The following is a 20413-nucleotide window of genomic DNA, read 5'->3' as shown; positions in this document are numbered from 1 at the left end:
CGGTAGCGGTGAGCTCCGCCTTTTTTTATAATGGCGTATTATTGAATAAAAAGAATCAAATATCATGCGAATAGCTTTATGTATCGAATATGATGGTGCCAGTTACCACGGGTGGCAGAGTCAAAAAGACGTAACGAGTGTCCAAGAAGAATTAGAAAAAGCCTTAATGATTGTTGCGAATGAACCTATTGAGGTTATGTGTGCAGGCAGAACTGATGCTGGAGTACACGGAACTGGGCAAGTTGTACATTTTGATACAAAGAGCACTCGAAAATTACCAGTATGGATGGTAGGGGTAAATGCAAATTTACCCAAAAATATAGCGGTTCGTTGGGTTAAAGAAGTTACCGAGGATTTTCATGCTCGTTTTACCGCGACTGCACGACGTTACCGTTATATCATTTTTAATAACCGCCAACGCCCTGCCATTTTTAGCCATGGTGTTAGCCATTACCATGAAGCATTAGATGCTGATTTAATGCACCAAGCAGGGCAGTATTTACTGGGTGAAAATGACTTCACTTCGTTTCGAGCCGTTCGTTGTCAGTCTCGTACCCCTTGGCGTAATCTAATTCACTTGAAAGTAACCCGTCATGGGGACTTTATCGTGATTGATATTAAAGCCAATGCATTTGTTCATCATATGGTGCGTAATATTACTGGTAGCTTAATTGAAGTTGGCAGAGGTAAGCAAAAGCCAGAATGGATGCAATGGCTATTAGAAGCAAAAGACCGTAAATTAGCTGGGGCAACAGCTAAAGCTGAAGGCTTATATCTTATTGATGTAGATTATCCAAAAGAATGGGATTTACCACGAGTGCCGTTAGGTCCACTATTTTTACCGGATAATTGATCTTTCAGCGAGATTAAATATGCGTATTTAATCAGCAAAAAATGGATATAGGTTCAACCTTGAAAATAGGTACAACCAGTTTTTTATCTACACTGGCTATTATTTATGGTTTAATCTATTTAATTGATTTTATTTCTCTTGCGATGGTGCGAGAGATCACTAATAGAAAGGTCGTCCATGAGTTGGCTTGAAAAGATTTTTAATACAAGCAATATTGTTAGTTCACGTAAAGCATCGATCCCTGAAGGGGTTTGGACGAAATGTACGTCATGTGAACAAGTGCTTTATTCAGCAGAGTTAGAACGTAATCTAGAAGTGTGTCCTAAATGTGACCATCACATGCGAATGAAAGCTCGTAAACGTTTAGAAACGTTTTTAGATGCAGAAGGCCGTGTAGAAATTGGTCAAGAATTAGAGCCAAAAGATCTTTTAAAATTTAAAGACTCAAAACGCTATAAAGATCGTATTTCAGCAGCACAGAAATCAAGTAATGAAACAGATGCTCTTATTGTAATGAAAGGGACATTATTAGAATTACCTGTTGTTGCTTGTGCATTTGAATTCTCATTTATGGGGGGCTCAATGGGCTCTGTTGTTGGCGCTCGCTTTGTTAAAGCGGTTGATGCTGCAATTGAAAACAACTGTCCATTAGTTTGTTTCTCTGCAAGTGGTGGCGCTCGTATGCAAGAAGCACTTATGTCTCTAATGCAAATGGCAAAAACCAGTGCAGCATTAGCGCGTTTATCTCGTAAAGGCCTACCATTTTTCTCTGTACTGACTGACCCAACAATGGGTGGCGTATCAGCAAGTTTAGCAATGCTAGGTGATATTAATATTGGTGAGCCAAAAGCCTTAATCGGTTTTGCTGGTCGCCGTGTTATCGAACAGACCGTTCGTGAAGATCTTCCAGAAGGTTTCCAACGCAGCGAGTTCTTACTTGAGCATGGTGCTATCGATATGATTGTGGACCGTCGTGAAATGCGTCAGCGCATCGGAGGTTTAATGGCGAAAATGACGAATCAGTCTTCTCCATTAGTTGTCTCTGTTGATGGACCAAAGTAAAAAACAAATTAAATGAGAGCAAGGTTGTTAGTTCTTACTTTAAAACAGCAACCTAAGTCATATATACTGTCACTATATTCCGTAGTGAAGTAGTTGAATTATGACATCATTTGATTCTCCGAAAGCCACATCTGATTTATCGGTGTGGCTTCGTTATTTAGAAAGCATTCATACAAGTGCAATTGATTTAGGCCTTGAGCGCGTTCAGCGTGTTGCACAACGAGCAAAACTAACCAAACCTGCACCAACGGTGATTACTGTTGCTGGAACAAATGGTAAAGGCTCTACTTGTGCATTAATGGAATCTATCTTACTTAATGCTGGCTATCGTGTAGGCGTTTATAGCTCTCCTCATCTTATTCGTTACAACGAACGTATTCGTATCAACGGTAACGATTTATCTGATTCTCTTATTACTCAGTCTTTTTCTGCGATTGAAGCGTGGCGTAAAGAAACATCCTTAAGCCTTTTTGAGTTCGGCACGTTATCTGCTTTGTGGGCATTTAAAGCACATCAAGTTGATGTGGTTCTTTTGGAGGTCGGCCTTGGTGGACGTTTAGATGCAACGAATATTGCTGACCATGATGTTTCTATTATTACGAGTTTAGCTGTTGATCATGTTGATTGGCTTGGTGATGACATTGAAGTGATTGGTTTTGAAAAAGCAGGAATTTATCGCTCTGAAAAACCAGCAATATGTGGTCAGCCAAATCCACCCTCTAGTGTTGCCGCCCATGCTGATGATATTGGTGCTGATTTATATCAAGTAGGTTATCAATTTGATTATAGCGTGAACCCTGAAGCGCAAACGTGGTCTTGGAAAAGCGGGGCATTTGATTTAAATGATCTGCCATTACCAAATTTACCACTAGCGAATGCTGCAACGGCAATCATGGCATTAGGGGCATCAGGGTTAGAATTAACAGATGTTAATATCGTTGAAGGGTTAAAGGTTGCTAGTTTACCGGGGCGAATGCAGCGTTTAAGCCGTGATAATCAAGAGAGTGAGCCGACGATAATTCTTGATGTGGCACATAACCCACATTCAGCAAATTATCTTGTACAACAGATAAGACAGCGTTTTCCAAATAAGAAAGTACACGCCGTCGTCGGCATGTTACATGATAAAGACATTGAATCGACGCTAGGTGAGTTCACGGGAAGTGTCGATGTTTGGTATCCTGCGTCATTATCTGGCCCTAGAGCGGCTAACGCGAGTGAATTAACCGCAGTTATAGATGCAGAAGCAACAGAATATTCATCACCTGTAGAAGCATTTAAGGTAGCGCTAATGCAGGCTGATAATGATGATTTAATTTTAGTTTTTGGTTCTTTCCATACGGTTGGTGAAGTATGGGATTACTGGAAACAAGAAGCATGAGGAGCATGAGTGTCTAGTCCATTTCAACGACGTTTAGTCGGAACCATCATATTGGTTGCCATTGGGGTAATTGTTTTACCAGATGTATTTGATGGTAAGAAAAAACATTACCAAGAAGAATTTGCCAGTATTCCAATTAAACCAGAGCTTTCTAAAGAGGTAGAGCAGTTCGAAATCCAAGAGCCTGTCGATTTTGATGCAGAACTTCCAGGTGAGCCTGTTGAGGTGACGATTGAGTCATCTGAAGCGGAGCCTGAAAAAGAAGTGCTTACTATTGTAGAGAAAAAACCAGCACCAGAAGCCAAAAAAATTGATTATGTTAAAAGCGCATGGATTATTCAGTTAGGGGTGTTTAGAAATGCAGATAATGCACAAAACTTAGCGCTTAAATTGCGTAAGCAAGGCTTTCAAGCTCACACTTTTCCTAAAGAACCTAAAAAAGGAGATTTAGTACGAGTGGCTGTCGGTCCAGATGTTTCGAAACCTGATTTAGAGAAACAGTTACCGAAACTAAAAGAAATTACTGGCTTAAATGGTCAATTGCTTAAATTTGCACCGCTAAACCCATAAGAAAACGTTTGCGTCGCGGATTTTTCTGTTAAAATGCGCAGCAACAGAGAAAAGATAAATTATGATTTGGATCGATTTTGTCATTTTAGGTGTTATTAGCCTATCAGCTTTAATCAGTTTGATTAGAGGATTTGTAAAAGAAGCGTTGTCATTAGTGATATGGTTTGGTGCATTTTTTGTCGCCAGTAACTTTTATCCTAAATTAGCGGATTATTTTACAAACATACATGATGAAATGATAAGAAATGGCAGTGCAATTGCTGCCTTGTTTGTCGCGACACTGATCGTTGGTACGGTGGTGAACTATGTTGTTGGACAGCTAGTTCAAAAAACTGGATTATCAGGAACCGATCGAGTGTTGGGTATTGTCTTTGGTGGGTTAAGGGGCGTATTAATTATAGCCGCGCTCCTTTTCTTTATCGATGCCTTTACCTCATTATCAGACTCTGAGTGGTGGAAGCAATCTCAATTGATACCGCAATTTTCGGTAGTCATTGAATGGTTCTTCGATTACTTAAAGGATACATCAAGTTTTCTTCCTGGCGCTAAATAGCGCCAGTTTTTTAGCAAATTGAGGACTCTAGGACATGTGCGGTATTGTTGGAATCGTAGGCGCAACACCTGTAAACCAGTCAATTTATGACGCTTTGACAGTGTTACAACATCGTGGCCAAGACGCTGCTGGTATTATTACCATAGAAAGCAATCGTTTCCGTCTAAGAAAGGCGAACGGCTTGGTGAAGGATGTATTTGAAGCAAAACATATGCAACGTCTACAAGGTAATGTAGGTATTGGCCATGTTCGCTACCCTACAGCAGGCAGCTCAAGTGCTTCAGAAGCTCAACCTTTCTATGTGAACTCACCTTTTGGGATCACATTGGCGCACAATGGTAACTTGACCAATGCGAATGAAATCCGTGAGACCTTATTTGAACAAGAGCGCCGACATGTAAATACCACTTCCGATTCTGAAGTGCTATTGAACATTTTTGCTCACCACCTTGATGCAACAACGCATTATCCTCTTACTGCTGAAGATATTTTTAAAACGGTAGCGAACGTACACGAGCAAATTCGTGGTGCATACGCGGTAGCTGCAATGGTTATTGGCCACGGTATGGTTGCCTTTCGAGATCCAAATGGTATCCGTCCTTTATGCTTGGGTAAGCGTGAAGTCGAAGGTCGTACAGAGTACATGGTTGCGTCTGAATCAGTAGCACTTGATGCGGTTGGTTTTGATTTTGTTCGTGATGTTGCACCAGGTGAAGCGATTTATGCACCATTTGAAGGTGGTTTATACACACAACAATGTGCTCATGATCCAAAATTAAATCCATGTATTTTTGAATTTGTTTACTTTGCTCGCCCTGATTCATTCATTGATAAAATATCAGTGTACAGCGCTCGCGTTGAGATGGGTAAACGCTTAGGCGAAAAAATTAAGCGTGAGTGGGAAGACTTAGATATTGATGTTGTTCTGCCTATTCCTGAAACCTCATGCGATATTGCACTTGAAATTGCACAAATTATTAATAAGCCATACCGCCAAGGTTTTGTGAAAAACCGTTATGTTGGTCGTACGTTTATCATGCCAGGTCAGCAAGAGCGTAAAAAATCAGTACGCCGTAAATTAAATGCAATTCGTTCAGAATTTAAAGATAAAAACGTACTTCTTGTTGATGACTCAATTGTTCGAGGTACTACATCAGAACAAATTATTGAAATGGCTCGTGATTCAGGTGCGAAAAATGTTTATATGGTATCAGCTGCACCAGAAATTCGTTTCCCGAATGTGTACGGTATTGATATGCCAAGTGCAAACGAATTAATTGCTCATGGTCGTGAAGTGGATGAGATCTGTAAGCAAATAGGTGCAGATGCGTTAATCTTCCAAGACCTGTCTGATCTTGTAGATGCCGTTGGTTGTGGTAACCGTGAGATAGAGCGTTTTGAAACCTCTGTTTTCAATGCGCATTACGTAACTGGTGATGTTGATCAAGAATATCTTGAACACATTGAAGGATTACGCAGTGATGACGCTAAGCAAGACAGTGAAGCTCAAGACATTGCAAGCCTAGATATTTATAATGAAGGTGTGTAATACCAATCGTAGTAAATAACTGATCATCCTAGCTGGTTAAAATGCTCGATAACTGCGTTCAATTTTTTGATTGTAGAATAACTACTTATCGAAACTATTTGTTGAAAAGTGCCGCTTTGTTCTCAAGCATTTTTCCTTCGCTATTTCTAATCACTTACTTACTGTGATTGGTATGATTATCTAATTGATTAATATAAAAAAGCCTGTGATATTCACAGGCTTTTTTAATCATTCTGTTAGACAAAACTAAATGCGTATCACTCGGCAATATGGTTACTTACGAAATCAATAAAAAGACGAACTTTTTCTGGTTGATGATCTTTATGATTGTAGATCATGTAGACGTCCCTAGGGTTAGCAGACCAATTTTTAAGAACACGCACTAGCGAACCATTAGCAATATAACGACTGATCATAATGTCTGGCATTAATGTAATCCCCAAGCCATTAGAACAAGCAATTCGAATAACATTCAATTCACTCGCCTCAAAGCGACCTGCGTCAGTAATCGTAACCGATTCACCATCACTATTTGTTAAGCGCCAACGCATTAATGGGTGGCCTTTTAATAAGCTATGTTTATGAAGTTCTTGAGCATGAATCGGCTCTGAATTCGCCTCTAAATAAGTAGGGCTAGCAACCAAAATATCTTCTAAAGAGCCAATTTGACGAGCAATAAGAGAAGAGTCACGTTGTTTTCCAACTCTAAAAATAATGTCCCAATCAGTAGGATCAAGTTGCTCCGGTTGATTGCTCATTGTTAAGTTAATATCAATGTTTGGGTAGAGCAGCATGAATTTATTTAATATCGGCTGGATCATGCGTTTTGTGAGATTGGAGGGCGCAGCGATGTTGAGTTTACCAGCAGCTCCGCGACACTCTTCACCTAAGCATTCACTCGTATTAACTAAAGTCGCTAACATTGGGGCGCATTCATCGTAAAACTTCTGCCCCGACTCTGTTAATGATAGCTTGCGAGCATGGCGATTAAGTAACCGAATATCTAAAGAATCTTCTAAAGCTTGAATCCGACGAGTAATTGTCGCTACAGGGATCAGTGTCTTTCTTGAGGCTGCAGTGTAACTGCCATTATCGACCACCTGTCGAAACAAATTTAAATCATCTAATTTCATTATATTGAGATACTCTCTGTTTTTTCTAGTGATAAAGTGTAACTAAAACCCTAAGGGACGCGTTGTTATAAGTCAACTAAAGTGAAATTTTATAAATAAAAGTCCAGCTAAGCAGTCAAGCTTACACTTATTAACAATCTTGTTGAAAAATATTTGTACTCAACCTGATCTCGAACTAAATTTACTCTGAGTGATAAATTAAATAGTAAGGGAATTATTCATTATTCGCCAAGGGAACGTGCAGAGGGTGGTCGTATGTCGGTAGAGCAATGTAAAGAAAGAGCGCGAGAAAATAAAGTACCAGTAGAAGATCTATTATTGAATAAAGATGTCTTAATTGTAGATGATGATCCTACTTTTCGCTCAATTGTGAGAGCCGTATTAGAAAGCTACTCATGTAACGTTAAAGAAGCGAATAATGGATTAGAAGGCTTACAAATGTTGCAACATTCATTGCCCGATGTCCTATTGTGCGACTTAGCAATGCCGATTTTAAATGGAATTGAATTTGTTGAAGAGGCCGTTCTCGAATACCCAATGTTGCCTATCATTGTTGTCTCTGGCAGTGGTGATATGCAAGATGTAGCTAAAGTATTGCGTTTAGGAGCAAAAGACTTTTTAGTAAAACCGATTACGGACGTCTCTATTCTGATTAAATCATTATCATCGGCATTGAAATTAAGCGAAGAGAGTTCTTATCGAATGCAGGACTTTTCCAGCCAATGGTTTAGAACATCAGAAATGGATAGAAGTTGTAATGATGAATTGCACTGGCATTTAGATTACTTACAAAAAGAACCAAATGTTGGACGAGAATTATTATTTGAGCTGCTGCCAGAGAGTGATGCTCAGCATGGCGATTGGAAGCTCGGTTATCGTCTTCTACAATCAACGGATGGTATGCCACTGATTTTTGATTATGAATGGTTATTAGATGGTCGTTTATTTTTCTATTTGGTGGATTCTAATACTGGTGGTGAAAACAGTGTTGTTTCTTGTTTACTGATCCGGGCATTTTTTAATGATTTTATACGAGATCAAAATATCTCATTAAATACACTTCCAAGTATGTTGGAATCAATAGAAAAAGGCATGGCAACCATAGATAATGTACAACCGATGTCAGCTATTTTTGGTTATGTTGATCTGGCAGATGAAGCTTTATTTATGTTATCCGCAGGATTAGACGCAGTATGGGAGAATAAAAGAGAACGCCATATTTTGCATGCAAATGAACAGTTGGTGCTAAATGCTGCAAAAAATAAGGTACATCGCTTTCCGATCATGCAACGTAATAGTTTGTTATTAAATAACTTAGGCTGTAGTAGCTTTAAATTAGAGTTGATTTTTACCTCGGTTGATTAATGTATGCAGATAGCGTAAAAATGAAGTTATCCAGTAATATGTAGAGACAGTGATGTGGATTTTTCTCATAAAGCATTTTGGTTTATTTTGGCTAGTATTGCGTTAATGTTAGGAATTGTGGGTATATTTCTTCCTCTATTACCGACCACGCCTTTTTTATTATTAGCGAGCGCAGGGTTTATGCGTACTTCTCCACGAATGAATAACTGGTTACTAACGCATCCCTCGCTTGGTCCTCCTATTGTTGAATGGCAAGATCGTAAAACCATTAAGGCCTCAATAAAAAAGAAAGCGCAATTTATGATTGTTATGAGTTTTATTATATCAATCAGTTTAGCGCCAATCGTGTGGGTAAAAGTTCTGTTGCTTGTAGTGGCAATTATGCTTCTTTACTGGTTCTCAACTATTCCAAGCTCTTAATTTTTCAATGAATCGTGAAGATTAATCGGGATTTGATCAACAACTCATCTCGACGGGTAATACTTGCTCACGACAAAGAAAGTGAATAACATAAGTCGGTTAATTTATTTTAATGCCATATTTTGGCAGAGTAGGACAAAATCATGTCGACAGAAACACTAGAGCTGATAAAAAACAGCATCAAATCTATTCCTGATTACCCAAAAGCTGGCATCATGTTTCGTGATGTAACAAGCTTAATGGAAGACCCAAAAGCATACCAAGCGACTATCCAGCTACTTGTAGAAAAATATAAGCAAGGCGGTTTCACTAAGATAGTTGGTACTGAAGCTCGTGGCTTCTTATTTGGCGCACCATTAGCATTAGAATTAGGTGTCGGTTTTATTCCTGTGCGTAAACCAGGAAAGTTACCTCGTCCAACAATTGCACAAACGTATGATCTTGAATACGGTACTGATACGTTAGAAATCCACACTGATGCGATTGTTGAAGGTGATAAAGTATTAGTCGTTGATGATCTACTAGCAACAGGTGGCACTATTGAAGCAACAGTGAAACTGATCCGTCAACTTGGTGGTGATGTTGAGCACGCCGCGTTTGTTATTAACCTACCAGAAATCGGTGGTCAAACTCGTTTAGAAGGTCTAGGTTTAAACGTGTACAGCATTTGTGAGTTTGCTGGTCACTAATTCTTCATATACACAATAAATTGAGTGAGATCTCTCTATCAAGGGAGATCTCATTTTTTTGCTGTGCTACGATTTAGATCTATTTTATTTTGGGCTGTATTCTATGAGCTATCAAGTTCTGGCGCGTAAGTGGCGTCCACATCATTTTAAAGATGTGGTAGGCCAACCTCACGTGCTTACGGCGTTGGAAAACGCACTTGACCATAATCGACTTCATCACGCTTACTTATTTAGCGGGACTCGTGGTGTGGGTAAAACCACCATTGCACGTTTGTTCGCAAAAGGACTGAACTGTGAAGAAGGGATCACATCGACGCCATGTGGTGTGTGTTCTACCTGTAAAGAAATTGACGAAGGACGTTTCGTTGATTTACTTGAGATCGATGCGGCTTCTAGAACCAAGGTAGAAGATACACGTGAGCTACTTGATAATGTTCAATACAAACCTGCGCGTGGTCGCTTTAAGGTTTACTTGATCGATGAAGTTCATATGCTGTCGCGCCACAGTTTCAATGCGTTATTAAAAACGTTGGAAGAGCCGCCAGAATACGTCAAATTCTTATTAGCAACGACCGATCCACAGAAATTACCTGTGACGATTTTATCTCGTTGTTTGCAATTCCATTTAAAACACATCAGCGTTGATCAAATACATGAGCAACTCGATTTTGTTTTAGATAAAGAAAAAGTGACCAAAGATGCGAGAGCGCTAGGACTTATTGCACACGCTGCCGATGGCAGTATGCGTGATGCGCTGAGTTTGACTGACCAAGCGATTGCACTGGGTAATGGTTCTGTTACTACTGATATCGTTTCTGCGATGTTAGGGACACTAGATACCGATCAAGCTGTTCGCATTTTAGAAGCGATTAGCACCAAAAACATGCAGACACTAATGAGCTGTGTGAACGATCTTGCTGATATGGGGATTGAGTGGGATGGATTAGCAAAAGAAATAGCTAATCAATTGCATAAATTAGCCATGTATCAAGCATTGCCTGCAACCTTGGATAAATCTCAACCAGATGCAGAGCGTATAGAGCTTTTAAGTGGTCAGTTATCACCACAAGAAGTACAGCTTTTTTATCAAATTGCCCTGCAGAGCCGTAAAGATTTACCGTTAGCGCCAACGGAAAAAACAGGCGTTGAAATGATGTTGTTAAGAATGGTCGCGTTTCGCCCCGTTCATGCACAACAGCTAGATGCTCAACCTGTCGCAGTGCCAGCTACAGAGCCTCAAGCGGCGCAAACAACAGCGGCTCCTGTATTAAGACAGCAACCAACGGCACCGGTGAATCAAAATCAAGCAGCAATGAGACCTCAAACGCCAGTACAGCGTCAGGCACCTCAAGTTGCTCAACCACCGCAACAAGAATACGCACAGGATCAATATGTGTCACCAGTGCAGTCAGAGCAGCCACCCGTGTATGATGCTCCGCCTATGGGAACTCCGCATCAAGTAATGCAGGAACAACCGCAGGCAGCACAGCAAGCACCTGCAACACCACCAAAAAGTGGTTTGCTAGGCGTTCGTAATCAGTTACGCAGTGCAAAAAATAATTTAGCTAACGCAAACAATGGTACTGGCTCAAAAAAGTCTAGTGCGGCATCCGATAAGAAAAAAACGAGTTCAGTGTTAGAGCGTATTGCTGAGAAGCAACATTTAGCCCCTCGTACTCAGGTGTCGCAAATTGGAAACTCAGCAGCACAAGAGAAAAAGCCAGCAGAACCTTATCGTTGGAAATCAACGCAACCTGAAGTAAAAAAGGTAGCAAGTGATATTACGCCAACCAAGTTAAAACAAGCGCTAGAGCATGAGAAAACACCGGAGATGGTGCAGCTATTGGTGGATGAATCATCAAAGCAAGATCCATGGTCAGCGTTGGCAATGTCATTAACAACATTACCAAAGCTTGTTCAACAACTGGTCTTAAACTCTTCTTTTGTTGAGCAAGACAACCAAATAGCGTTACATTTGAGAGCGGAGCAATCACATTTAAATGGTGATAAAGCCAATGAATTGATTACGCAAGCATTGAGTCAGGCATTAAATAAAGACGTCAACGTGTCGATTTATATCAGCACGGAAGGTACGACACCGTTAGAGTTGCGCGAACAAATGTACCAAACAAAATTACAGACGGCGTACCAAAGTCTACAACAAGATCCGCACGTAAATTTCTTTATGCAGAGATTTGGTGCAGAAATAGATCAAGAGAGCGTAAGACCGATTTAAACGTCGCTCACGCTATCTAAAGTAAAATATTCCGATGGGTTGAAATTGTAATTTTCATCCCCATTTTCTTAATAATAGAGAAGTAAACTTAAGAGAGAATAATTATGTTCGGTGGAAAAGGCGGCATGGGCAACTTAATGAAGCAAGCCCAGCAAATGCAAGATCGCATGCAGAAAGTACAAGAAGAAATCGCAAACACAGAAGTGACAGGTGAATCAGGTGCAGGCCTTGTTAAAGTAACGATCACCGGTTCTCACAGTGTGCGTCGTGTTGAAATCGATCCAAGCCTAATGGAAGAAGACGAGAAAGAGATGCTAGAAGATTTGATCGCTGCAGCGTTCAATGATGCATCTCGTCGCATCGAAGAAACACAAAAAGAAAAAATGGCTGGTGTTACTGGTGGAATGCAAATGCCACCGGGCTTTAAAATGCCATTCTAAGTTTTCTTAGATAATAAATATTAGGATAGATTACGATTTATCTTGGTAAATTAGGCGGCTAAGTGGCTGCCTTTTTCTTTTCTGGAATATAAAAACTATGCGTACCAGTGGTCTATTAGAGCAATTAATGGAATCGTTACGATGTCTCCCAGGTGTTGGACCGAAATCAGCTCAACGAATGGCATTTCATCTTTTACAACGCAACCGTCAAGGGGGAATGCAATTAGCGGATTCTCTGTCTCGTGCGATGTCTGAAATCGGTCATTGTTCAGAGTGTCGAACGTTTACTGAAGAAGATACGTGTGCGATCTGTTTAAACCCAAAACGTCAGGCGAGTGGGGAATTATGCATTGTTGAAAGTCCTGCCGATATCGTTGCCGTTGAAGCAACAGGCCAATTCTCAGGACGTTATTTTGTTTTAATGGGACATTTATCCCCTCTTGATGGTATTGGTCCAAGTGATATAGGGCTAGATTTACTTGACTACCGCTTAGGGCGAGGGGGGATTAAAGAAGTGATTCTTGCAACAAACCCAACCGTTGAAGGGGAAGCTACAGCACATTACATTGCTGAAATATGCCAAGAACACAAAATATCAGCAAGTCGAATTGCGCATGGTGTCCCTATGGGGGGAGAGTTAGAACTCGTGGATGGTACGACGTTATCTCACTCTATTTTGGGACGTCAGAAGCTTTATTAAAGATCAAAATATAGCTGATTAATTGGAGCATTCCACCACTAAGTGCTCCAATAAGATGGGCTTCGGTGGCGACTTTTGCATTGATAAGAGCAACAGTGGCAGCACTTGCTCCAAAGTATTGCTCCCAAGCGATTTTAGCTAATACACCGATTAATAATAGCCAACCAGTATTGCGTTGTTGTTTAATGTCCTCAATGGCAGCCCAGATAAATAAACCGTGTAACAGACCCGATAATCCAACATAGGATTGCATGGTCGAAAGCAATAAAAACGATCCTGTCAGTAGACTGAGAGATAGCAGTAATAGCCATAATTTTTTAGGGTTTAACATATCCTTAAAGATAAAACAAAATACAGTCAAAGCAGCAGCATTCATCATTAAATGAGGAAAATTGGTATGGGTAAAGTTACCTGTTATTAATCGCCAAATTTCTCCTTGTAGAATTAAGCTTCTGTTCCAAACAAAAAAATCTGATACCTGAGTTAGCTGTGTAAGACCAAGCACGACTAAAATGGGAAAGAGTAATTTAAACAAATCAAAGGTTCCTTGTGATTCGATTCTGTCTTCAATGTCTAAAAACAAAAAAAGCCTGTATCTGTGAGTGGATAACACCGATCTCTACTGAGGTTGAACTCATCATACTACAGCATCCCACAGAAGCTAAGCGACCATTGGGAACCGCAAAGATCTTATCGTTAAGTTTGGTAAATTGCCGCACTTTTATCGGTGAAAATTTCACCGATCACGTAGAGTTAAATGCTCTATTGGACGACGAACAATACCAACATCAAGTGTTGTTTTTAGACGGCACTAGTCAGGCAATTTCATCATCAAATCAGACAAAGCAGAAACAACGTGTGATCTTATTGGATGGGACGTGGAAGAAAGCTTATAAAATGTGGCAGCTTTCGACCAATCTGCATTCATTACCAAAAGTACATCTTGATACCGAGTTATCTGGTAACTATCGTATTCGAAAAGCGCCAAAAGACAATGCGTTATCAACGGCAGAAGCGGGCTATCATGTATTAAGCCAACTTGATGGTGAGTCAGGTGAAACGAAAGAGTTGGATAAATTTGGTTCGATTCTAACGGCATTCGATAACATGATTGAATTTCATATTAGCCAAATGCCTGAAGGGGTGTACCAAAAGAACTACCGTTCAGAGTAGTCCTTTGATTACTTAGGGTTGGATGAGTATTCGATCAAATAGGAACAAAAAGCTGATTATATAAACGCTGGGCATAGCCATCGGTCATGCCAGCAATATAATCGGCAATGACGCGATGTGCATTTCTCCCTGAAGCGATGGCCTCTTGCCACTCACGTTTGTCATTTTCAGGTAATAAGCGCTCAGGATCTGAATTAAGCGCATCAAAAATCTCCATTACAATTTGCTGGCCTTTGTATTCAATTCGCTGCATTTCAGAATTATGTATTACGTATTGGCCAACAAATTTTTTCAGAATATCTAACGCATAGGTCATTGGAGGGCTTAAATACGCATTCCAACGTAATAATTCTGATTCGAATTCAGGCTCTTCTTCAACGGTGGTTTTTTTAATGCTAATTGACGTCAACAGGGCATTTACGATGCTACCAATCCCATCTTTACGTTGATATTGAAGACCAGAAAATAATGTATCACTGATGGTTTCAATATTTTCTTCAAACCATTCATCACCGCAGTCTGCAAGTTTACTGGCAACTGATTCTTGCCACTGATTACGAGTGACAATTCCCATCACGATGGCATCTTCTAAATCATGAACGCCATAAGCAATATCATCGGCCAACTCCATAATAGAACAGTCAATGGATTTAAAGCGTGTTTTACGATGCGCGTTGTCATTTTCTTTTTGGAAGCGAAGCGTAGATAACAGGTTTCTATCGTGCTCTGATAATGGAGCCAAAATCCAATTTAGCAGCTGCTCATCGTCACGATAAATTCCTTTTGGTGGGTGCCACTCAATTGATTTTAAGTGTCGTAAATTAGTCACAGGTTCAGGTCGGTAACTTGAATGAACCTGATCTAAGAAAGCGGGGTACTTCAAAACCCCAAGTAGAGTTCTTCTCGCTAAGTTCATACCGAAATGTTCAGTATAAGGCTCTAATTTACTTAAAATTCGTAAGGTCTGCCCATTGCCTTCAAAACCACCATGATCACGCATCATATAATTAAGGGCAACTTCCCCCCCATGACCAAACGGCGGATGGCCAATATCATGGGCTAAACAGATACTTTCCATCAAACTTGTGGAAGTTAATAGGTTGCGAAATTCAGGTTGTCTTAATTTAAGCTGAGCCACTACCCCCGTTCCTATTTGCGATACTTCTAAAGAATGGGTTAAACGAGTGCGATAAAAATCATTGGCACTACCAGGGCCATGTACTTGAGTTTTTGCTTGAAGGCGACGAAAAGCGGCAGAGTGGAGAATACGAGCACGATCTCGCTGAAACACGCTGCGGTGATCATTACGACGTAACTTCTGTTCGTTACTGATGCGATCTTCCCAATGTTGGGATAACGTAATATCGATTGGTTTATTCATTATTGTTGTTCTCGAAGTTATTGCTACTGATATATCATTACAGCTTTGTTACAAAAAGATCAATGAGTTATTTAAAAAAGAGAGCAAGAACACACGCTTAAATTAGAGTTATTTAGTTCATTAAGATGGGTTGTTATACTAACGTTCACTTTGTTGAATGGAATAAACTCATGAGTAGTGTCGTTAATTTATCGGATGAATTTGAACTGCTGCAACAAACCTATCAAGCCTCGCCTTATCCTTCAAAAGATGAGCGACTAGCGTTATTGAACAGGTTAAAAACGGCACTTTTAACTGAAAAAGGCGCTTTGGTATCTGCATTAGAAAATGATTATGGTTTTCGAAGCCATTTTGATTCCACCATTTGTGATTTAATGCCTTCTATTCAACATATCAATTATACGCGTAAGCAACTACCTAAATGGCTGAAAATAAAAAAACGTCATGCAGGCTTGCTGCTTTCTCCCTCTAAGGTGTCGGTGTGTTATCAACCGCTAGGCGTGGTGGGTGTGATTGTTCCGTGGAACTTTCCGATATATTTAAGTATTGCTCCAATTGTGACAGCGATAGCTGCGGGAAACCGTGTCATGGTGAAGTTGAGTGAACACTCCCCTGAAACAAATCAAATCCTTCGTCGTGTATTTTCGGATCTCTCTGAGCATGTTTGCCTTATAGAAGGGGAAGGTTGTGTCGCGGCAGAGTTCTCGCAATTGCCTTTTAACCATCTATTATTCACTGGCTCAACTCAAGTCGGTAAGCTAGTCGCTAGTGCCGCGGCTAAAAATCTGACACCAGTGACTCTTGAGCTAGGTGGTAAATCGCCAGTGATCATCGCAGAAGATGCCAATTTAACTTCAGCGGTAGATGCGATTATGCTTGGCAAGTCGATGAATGCGGGCCAAATTTGTGTTGCGCCTGATTATGTCTTTGTTCCTAAAAAGCGAGTAGATGACTTTATCTCGCTTTATTCTCGTCGATTTTTACAGGCTTTTCCTAAGAAAAAAGGACGACGAGAATACAGCCATATTATAAATCAAACTCAATATGATCGTTTAAATAGCTACCTCGATGATGCCCAAGAGAAGGGAGCCATAATTACGGCGATTGGCGATGTTGAGAAAATAGACGGACGTTCATTCTTACCGCGTTTACTCACGAACGTAACTGACGATATGCGAGTGATGCAAGAAGAAATTTTTGGGCCGATATTGCCAATTATGGGCTATGACGATATAGAAGAAGCCTTGAGTTATATTCAGGCACGTCCGCGCCCATTAGCATTATATGTGATGTCATTAGATAAACAGTTGGTTAAAGACATTAGTCAGAAAACACACAGTGGTGGCTTAGCCGTTAATGACACCATAATGCATGTGGCTGCCGATGATGCCCCTTTTGGAGGCATCGGCGATTCAGGTATAGGGCGTTACCATGGCATTGAAGGCTTTCAAACCTTCTCTCATGCTAAAACCATATTGAATACACCACATTGGTTACCAAGAGCAAGATTGCTGCTAAAACACAAAAAATGGATGCTAAAAATTCTAAGTCGTAAGTTTATGAGCTAATCATAACTAATAAGCTCTGTTTATATGTGATTGTTAGGGCTTATCGGTTGGCAAAAGGGGGGAACAGTCGTATGATTTGTTTCCCTTTTTTAATGTGAATTGCTCTTTATGTCTCAGCATCAACCAGTCCAAGGCGCTTCTTGGATGTTAACCGCAGGTCTTGCCTTTGCGATTGTTAACAGTATTGCTCAATACGTCAGTATGAATTTTGGTCTTCCATCAACGATGGTTGCTTTAGTTCAATATGGGATTGCGTTGATCGTCATCTTGCCTTATTTACGCACGTTAGGGCTGCGTAATTCTCTTCGAACGGAACATTTTGGCATGCATGCGTTGCGTGTATTTTTATCCGTAATTGGTATCCAACTTTGGTTGTGGGCATTAGCTTACCCTGTTCCGATTTGGCAAGGCATCGCACTGTTAATGACCTCTCCTTTATTTGCGACTATTGGCTCTGGTTTATTTTTAAAAGAGAAAGTGGGTGCGGCTCGTTGGTGTGCAACATTGGCTGGTTTTGTCGGGGCGATGATCATTCTTGAACCATGGGCTGATAGCTTTACATGGGCCACATTATTACCTGTTGGTGCGGCGTTCTTTTGGGCGTGTTATTCACTAATGGTGAAGAAAATGTCGGCACATGATTCACCATCAACCATGGTGGTTTATCTTCTGGTTCTTATCACACCATTTAATATCTTGTTGGCGCTACCAGATTGGCAAACACCAAGTGGCATGAATGTGTGGCTATTACTATTTGGTGCAGGTGTAATGACGGCATTGGCTCAATGGGCTATCGTAAAAGCATACGCTGTTGCTGATGCGTCGTTTGTGCAGCCGTTTGATCATGCTAAATTACCCTTGAATGTATTAGCTGGTTGGGTAGTCTTTGGTTGGGCACCACCAGGACGACTGTGGTTAGGAGCTGCAATCATCATTGCTTCTGTTGCCTTTATAACGCAGTGGGAGCGAAGAAAGAAGCTTGTAATTAAGTAATCTAGCAACCATTTAAGTCCATTAAGAATAAAAAAAGCCGATTCAGAAAACATCACTGTTATGCTGAATCGGCTTTTTATTTAGTATCTTTTTTTATAAAGAAGAGATATTACTTCACCGCGTCTTCTAGGATTTCACGAGATACTTCAAGAGTAATCGCTTGATGTTCACCTAGAGCAACCATTCCATGAGCTTCAAGTTGTTTGATGATCGCATCAATGGCTGCTGCTTTATCATCACCGTGCTCAGTTAACTCTGTTGGAGAGTTCAGGCTATGGTAGAAGTTTTCGATTTCAATGATTGTGCGCTCTGCTAAATCATCAGAAGCGTCTAAACCAAAGACGTTTTTACCCATTTGTTCTAGTTTAGCGCGTTTTGCTTCGATTTGATTACGAAGTAAAGATGGCTGAATGATAGATAAAGAACGAGCGTGATCGACATGATAAAGCGCAGTTAGTTCGTGGCCAAGCATATGTGTAGCCCAATCTTGAGGAACACCAAGACCAATTAAGCCATTTAATGCTTGGTTGGCTGTCCACATTAGGTTTGAGCGCCACTCATTATTGTCACGATTGTCGTATTGAGCACCAAGCGTTAATAAATTACGCAGTAGTGTCTCAGCATAGCCATCTTGTACCATCGCACCTACAGGCGTTGTTAAGTACTGCTCGCAAGTATGAACCCAAGCATCAACTAAACCATTAATCAGTTGACGTTCAGGCAATGTTTTCATTGAATCCGGATCAAGAACTGCAAACTTAGGTTGAACATAAGATGACATAAATGCCATTTTAGTTTGTGTCGATTTTTGAGTAATTACCGCACCAGAGTTAGACTCAGAGCCTGTCGCAGGTAGTGTTAAAATCGCGCCCAATGGCACAGCTTCTGTCACTGTGTGCTGACCAAGTAGGATATCCCAACCGTTGCCGTCATATTTTGCTGCTGCAGCAACGTACTTAGATCCATCAATAACAGAACCACCACCCACAGCAAGAATATAATCTACATTTTCTGCTTTAACGATAGCAACTGCTTTGTCCAATGTCTCTACCGTTGGGTTTGGCTCAACGCCTGAAAACTCAATCCAAGAATGGTCAGAAAGTGCTGCAACCACTTGGTCATAAACACCATTTGTTTTAATTGAACCACCGCCATAAATGACTAATACTTTTTGGTCCTGTGGGATTGATGTAGCGATTGCTGCAATTTGACCTTGGCCAAAATGGATTTGTGTAGGGTTAACGTAAGAGAATTTCATTGCTATACCTCATTTATTCCAAAAGGTGAACATTCTGTTTAATACAGAATTTATTGTTTCAATAAGTGCATATTAGTATTCAATTGTTGCTTTAGTAAGGTGGATTTATGGATTTTTATTGCCTATTTCTACAATTGGCTGTATTTTCAAAAAAGAAACTAATAGATGTGATCTTGATTAGATAAAGGAACGCTGATGAATTCTTTGGGTGATTTAATGCAAAGCTATGCCGATCGTTATGGCTTTAATGATCTGGAAGGAATTAGAGAAACAGCAATACCTAATGTGTGGTTTTATCGTAGCAGTAAAGGAAATCAACGACAGCCGTTTGTTTATCAATCGGGCATTATTGTGATGGGAAAAGGGCATAAACACATTCATATTGGTAATCAGCCCGTTCATTATGGACCTGATGATTATCTGGTTGTTGGTGTTCCCATGCCATTAGAGTGTGAAGCTTTTCCTGAAGATGATGCTCCATTATTAGGTTTGACGATTAATGTTGATCCAACCTTACTTCACCGTCTAGTTAATGAGCTTGAGGCCGCTAATTTTCAATCGCCGGTAAAATCAAATCAAGATGGCTTTGGTCTTACATCAGTAAAAATGGCTAATGACATGCTTGATAGTTGCAAGCGTTTAATGTTGGCATTACATAGTGATCTTGATACAAAGTTACTCGGTGAATCCTTATTACATGAAATTGTATATCGAGTTCTTACTGGGAGTGAAGGGCATGTATTATTTAATTTAGCGCACCATGATGGGCAATATGCGAGAGTCGCTAAAGCGATGAATAAAATGCACCGATCGTATGCGGATGGATTAACCGTACAAAAATTAGCCGAAGAAGCCAATATGAGTGTGTCAGCGTTTCATTCGGCGTTTCGTAAAGTCACGTTAGAGTCGCCACTGCAGTATTTGAAAAAAGTGCGTTTGAATAAAGCCAAAGAGTTGATCCAGCTAGAAGGTCGACGTGTTAATGATGCTGCTCATTCTGTAGGCTATACCAGTACATCACAATTTAGCCGAGAGTTTAAACGCCATTTTAATATGACGCCTAAAGGGTGTGTTACTTGACGTTATAAT

General features: G+C 40.3%; 20 protein-coding genes. 16 read left to right on the top strand and 4 right to left on the bottom strand.

Annotated features, from left to right (window positions below):
- Positions 1–64: 64 nt before the first annotated feature.
- From truA to purF, 6 genes are all read left to right on the top strand, one after another.
- Positions 65–853, top strand: a complete 789-nt coding sequence (gene truA / locus PVK62_RS11740; protein WP_274443867.1) for a tRNA pseudouridine(38-40) synthase TruA — start codon at positions 65–67, stop codon at positions 851–853.
- 177 nt (positions 854–1030) lie between these two features.
- Complete coding sequence (gene accD / locus PVK62_RS11735) at positions 1031–1915, top strand: acetyl-CoA carboxylase, carboxyltransferase subunit beta (protein ID WP_122033180.1); 885 nt, start codon at positions 1031–1033, stop codon at positions 1913–1915.
- A 100-nt stretch (positions 1916–2015) separates the two neighbouring features.
- Complete coding sequence (gene folC, locus PVK62_RS11730; protein WP_274443866.1) at positions 2016–3296, top strand: bifunctional tetrahydrofolate synthase/dihydrofolate synthase; 1281 nt, start codon at positions 2016–2018, stop codon at positions 3294–3296.
- A 9-nt stretch (positions 3297–3305) separates the two neighbouring features.
- Positions 3306–3866, top strand: coding sequence for an SPOR domain-containing protein (locus PVK62_RS11725; protein ID WP_274443865.1), 561 nt, complete (start codon positions 3306–3308; stop codon positions 3864–3866).
- A 61-nt stretch (positions 3867–3927) separates the two neighbouring features.
- A complete protein-coding gene (locus PVK62_RS11720; RefSeq protein ID WP_274443864.1) occupies positions 3928–4419 on the top strand; it encodes a CvpA family protein in 492 nt (163 codons plus the stop codon).
- Positions 4420–4453: 34 nt separating this feature from the next.
- A complete protein-coding gene (purF, locus tag PVK62_RS11715) occupies positions 4454–5968 on the top strand; it encodes an amidophosphoribosyltransferase (RefSeq protein ID WP_274443863.1) in 1515 nt (504 codons plus the stop codon).
- 257 nt (positions 5969–6225) lie between these two features.
- On the opposite strand, the gene PVK62_RS11710 is transcribed toward purF, so the two are convergent.
- A complete protein-coding gene (locus PVK62_RS11710; RefSeq protein ID WP_274443862.1) occupies positions 6226–7101 on the bottom strand; it encodes a LysR family transcriptional regulator in 876 nt (291 codons plus the stop codon).
- 255 nt (positions 7102–7356) lie between these two features.
- Here PVK62_RS11710 and PVK62_RS11705 point away from each other — a divergent pair, with 255 nt between their 5' ends.
- From PVK62_RS11705 to recR, 6 genes are all read left to right on the top strand, one after another.
- Positions 7357–8466: a response regulator gene (locus PVK62_RS11705; protein ID WP_274443861.1), complete on the top strand. Its 1110-nt coding sequence runs from the start codon at positions 7357–7359 to the stop codon at positions 8464–8466.
- A gap of 54 nt (positions 8467–8520) precedes the next feature.
- Positions 8521–8886, top strand: a complete 366-nt coding sequence (locus PVK62_RS11700; RefSeq protein WP_274443860.1) for a DUF454 family protein — start codon at positions 8521–8523, stop codon at positions 8884–8886.
- A 143-nt stretch (positions 8887–9029) separates the two neighbouring features.
- Complete coding sequence (gene apt, locus PVK62_RS11695) at positions 9030–9575, top strand: adenine phosphoribosyltransferase (RefSeq protein ID WP_122033173.1); 546 nt, start codon at positions 9030–9032, stop codon at positions 9573–9575.
- Between the two features lie 103 nt (positions 9576–9678).
- Positions 9679–11811, top strand: a complete 2133-nt coding sequence (gene dnaX, locus PVK62_RS11690) for a DNA polymerase III subunit gamma/tau (RefSeq protein ID WP_274443859.1) — start codon at positions 9679–9681, stop codon at positions 11809–11811.
- Between the two features lie 104 nt (positions 11812–11915).
- Positions 11916–12251: a YbaB/EbfC family nucleoid-associated protein gene (locus PVK62_RS11685; RefSeq protein WP_060991399.1), complete on the top strand. Its 336-nt coding sequence runs from the start codon at positions 11916–11918 to the stop codon at positions 12249–12251.
- Positions 12252–12348: 97 nt separating this feature from the next.
- Positions 12349–12951, top strand: coding sequence for a recombination mediator RecR (gene recR, locus PVK62_RS11680; protein WP_274443858.1), 603 nt, complete (start codon positions 12349–12351; stop codon positions 12949–12951).
- On the opposite strand, the gene rrtA is transcribed toward recR, so the two are convergent.
- A complete protein-coding gene (gene rrtA, locus PVK62_RS11675) occupies positions 12923–13486 on the bottom strand; it encodes a rhombosortase (protein WP_274443857.1) in 564 nt (187 codons plus the stop codon). The genes recR and rrtA overlap by 29 nt on opposite strands.
- Positions 13487–13500: 14 nt before the next feature.
- On the opposite strand from rrtA, the gene PVK62_RS11670 reads away from it, so the two are divergent.
- On the top strand, positions 13501–14124 hold the full coding sequence (locus PVK62_RS11670) for a tRNA-uridine aminocarboxypropyltransferase (protein ID WP_274443856.1): 624 nt from the start codon (positions 13501–13503) through the stop codon (positions 14122–14124).
- Positions 14125–14158: 34 nt separating this feature from the next.
- On the opposite strand, the gene PVK62_RS11665 is transcribed toward PVK62_RS11670, so the two are convergent.
- Entirely contained in the window at positions 14159–15505 is a 1347-nt protein-coding gene (locus PVK62_RS11665) for an anti-phage deoxyguanosine triphosphatase (protein ID WP_274443855.1), read from the bottom strand.
- A 170-nt stretch (positions 15506–15675) separates the two neighbouring features.
- Here PVK62_RS11665 and PVK62_RS11660 point away from each other — a divergent pair, with 170 nt between their 5' ends.
- Together PVK62_RS11660 and PVK62_RS11655 are read left to right on the top strand one after the other, a co-directional pair.
- Positions 15676–17073, top strand: coding sequence for a coniferyl aldehyde dehydrogenase (locus tag PVK62_RS11660; protein ID WP_274443853.1), 1398 nt, complete (start codon positions 15676–15678; stop codon positions 17071–17073).
- 108 nt (positions 17074–17181) lie between these two features.
- On the top strand, positions 17182–18066 hold the full coding sequence (locus tag PVK62_RS11655) for a DMT family transporter (RefSeq protein WP_274443852.1): 885 nt from the start codon (positions 17182–17184) through the stop codon (positions 18064–18066).
- 109 nt (positions 18067–18175) lie between these two features.
- Here PVK62_RS11655 and PVK62_RS11650 read toward each other — a convergent pair whose 3' ends face one another.
- A complete protein-coding gene (locus PVK62_RS11650; RefSeq protein WP_274443851.1) occupies positions 18176–19324 on the bottom strand; it encodes an iron-containing alcohol dehydrogenase in 1149 nt (382 codons plus the stop codon).
- 195 nt (positions 19325–19519) lie between these two features.
- Between PVK62_RS11650 and PVK62_RS11645 the strand changes: the two genes are divergently transcribed.
- A complete protein-coding gene (locus tag PVK62_RS11645; protein WP_274443850.1) occupies positions 19520–20404 on the top strand; it encodes an AraC family transcriptional regulator in 885 nt (294 codons plus the stop codon).
- Positions 20405–20413: the final 9 nt, after the last annotated feature.

Origin of the sequence: Aliivibrio sp. S3MY1 (assembly GCF_028765575.1) — a bacterium.
In the GTDB taxonomy this organism is placed as follows: Bacteria; Pseudomonadota; Gammaproteobacteria; order Enterobacterales; family Vibrionaceae; genus Aliivibrio.
This window is presented reverse-complemented; position numbering and strand designations above follow the sequence as displayed.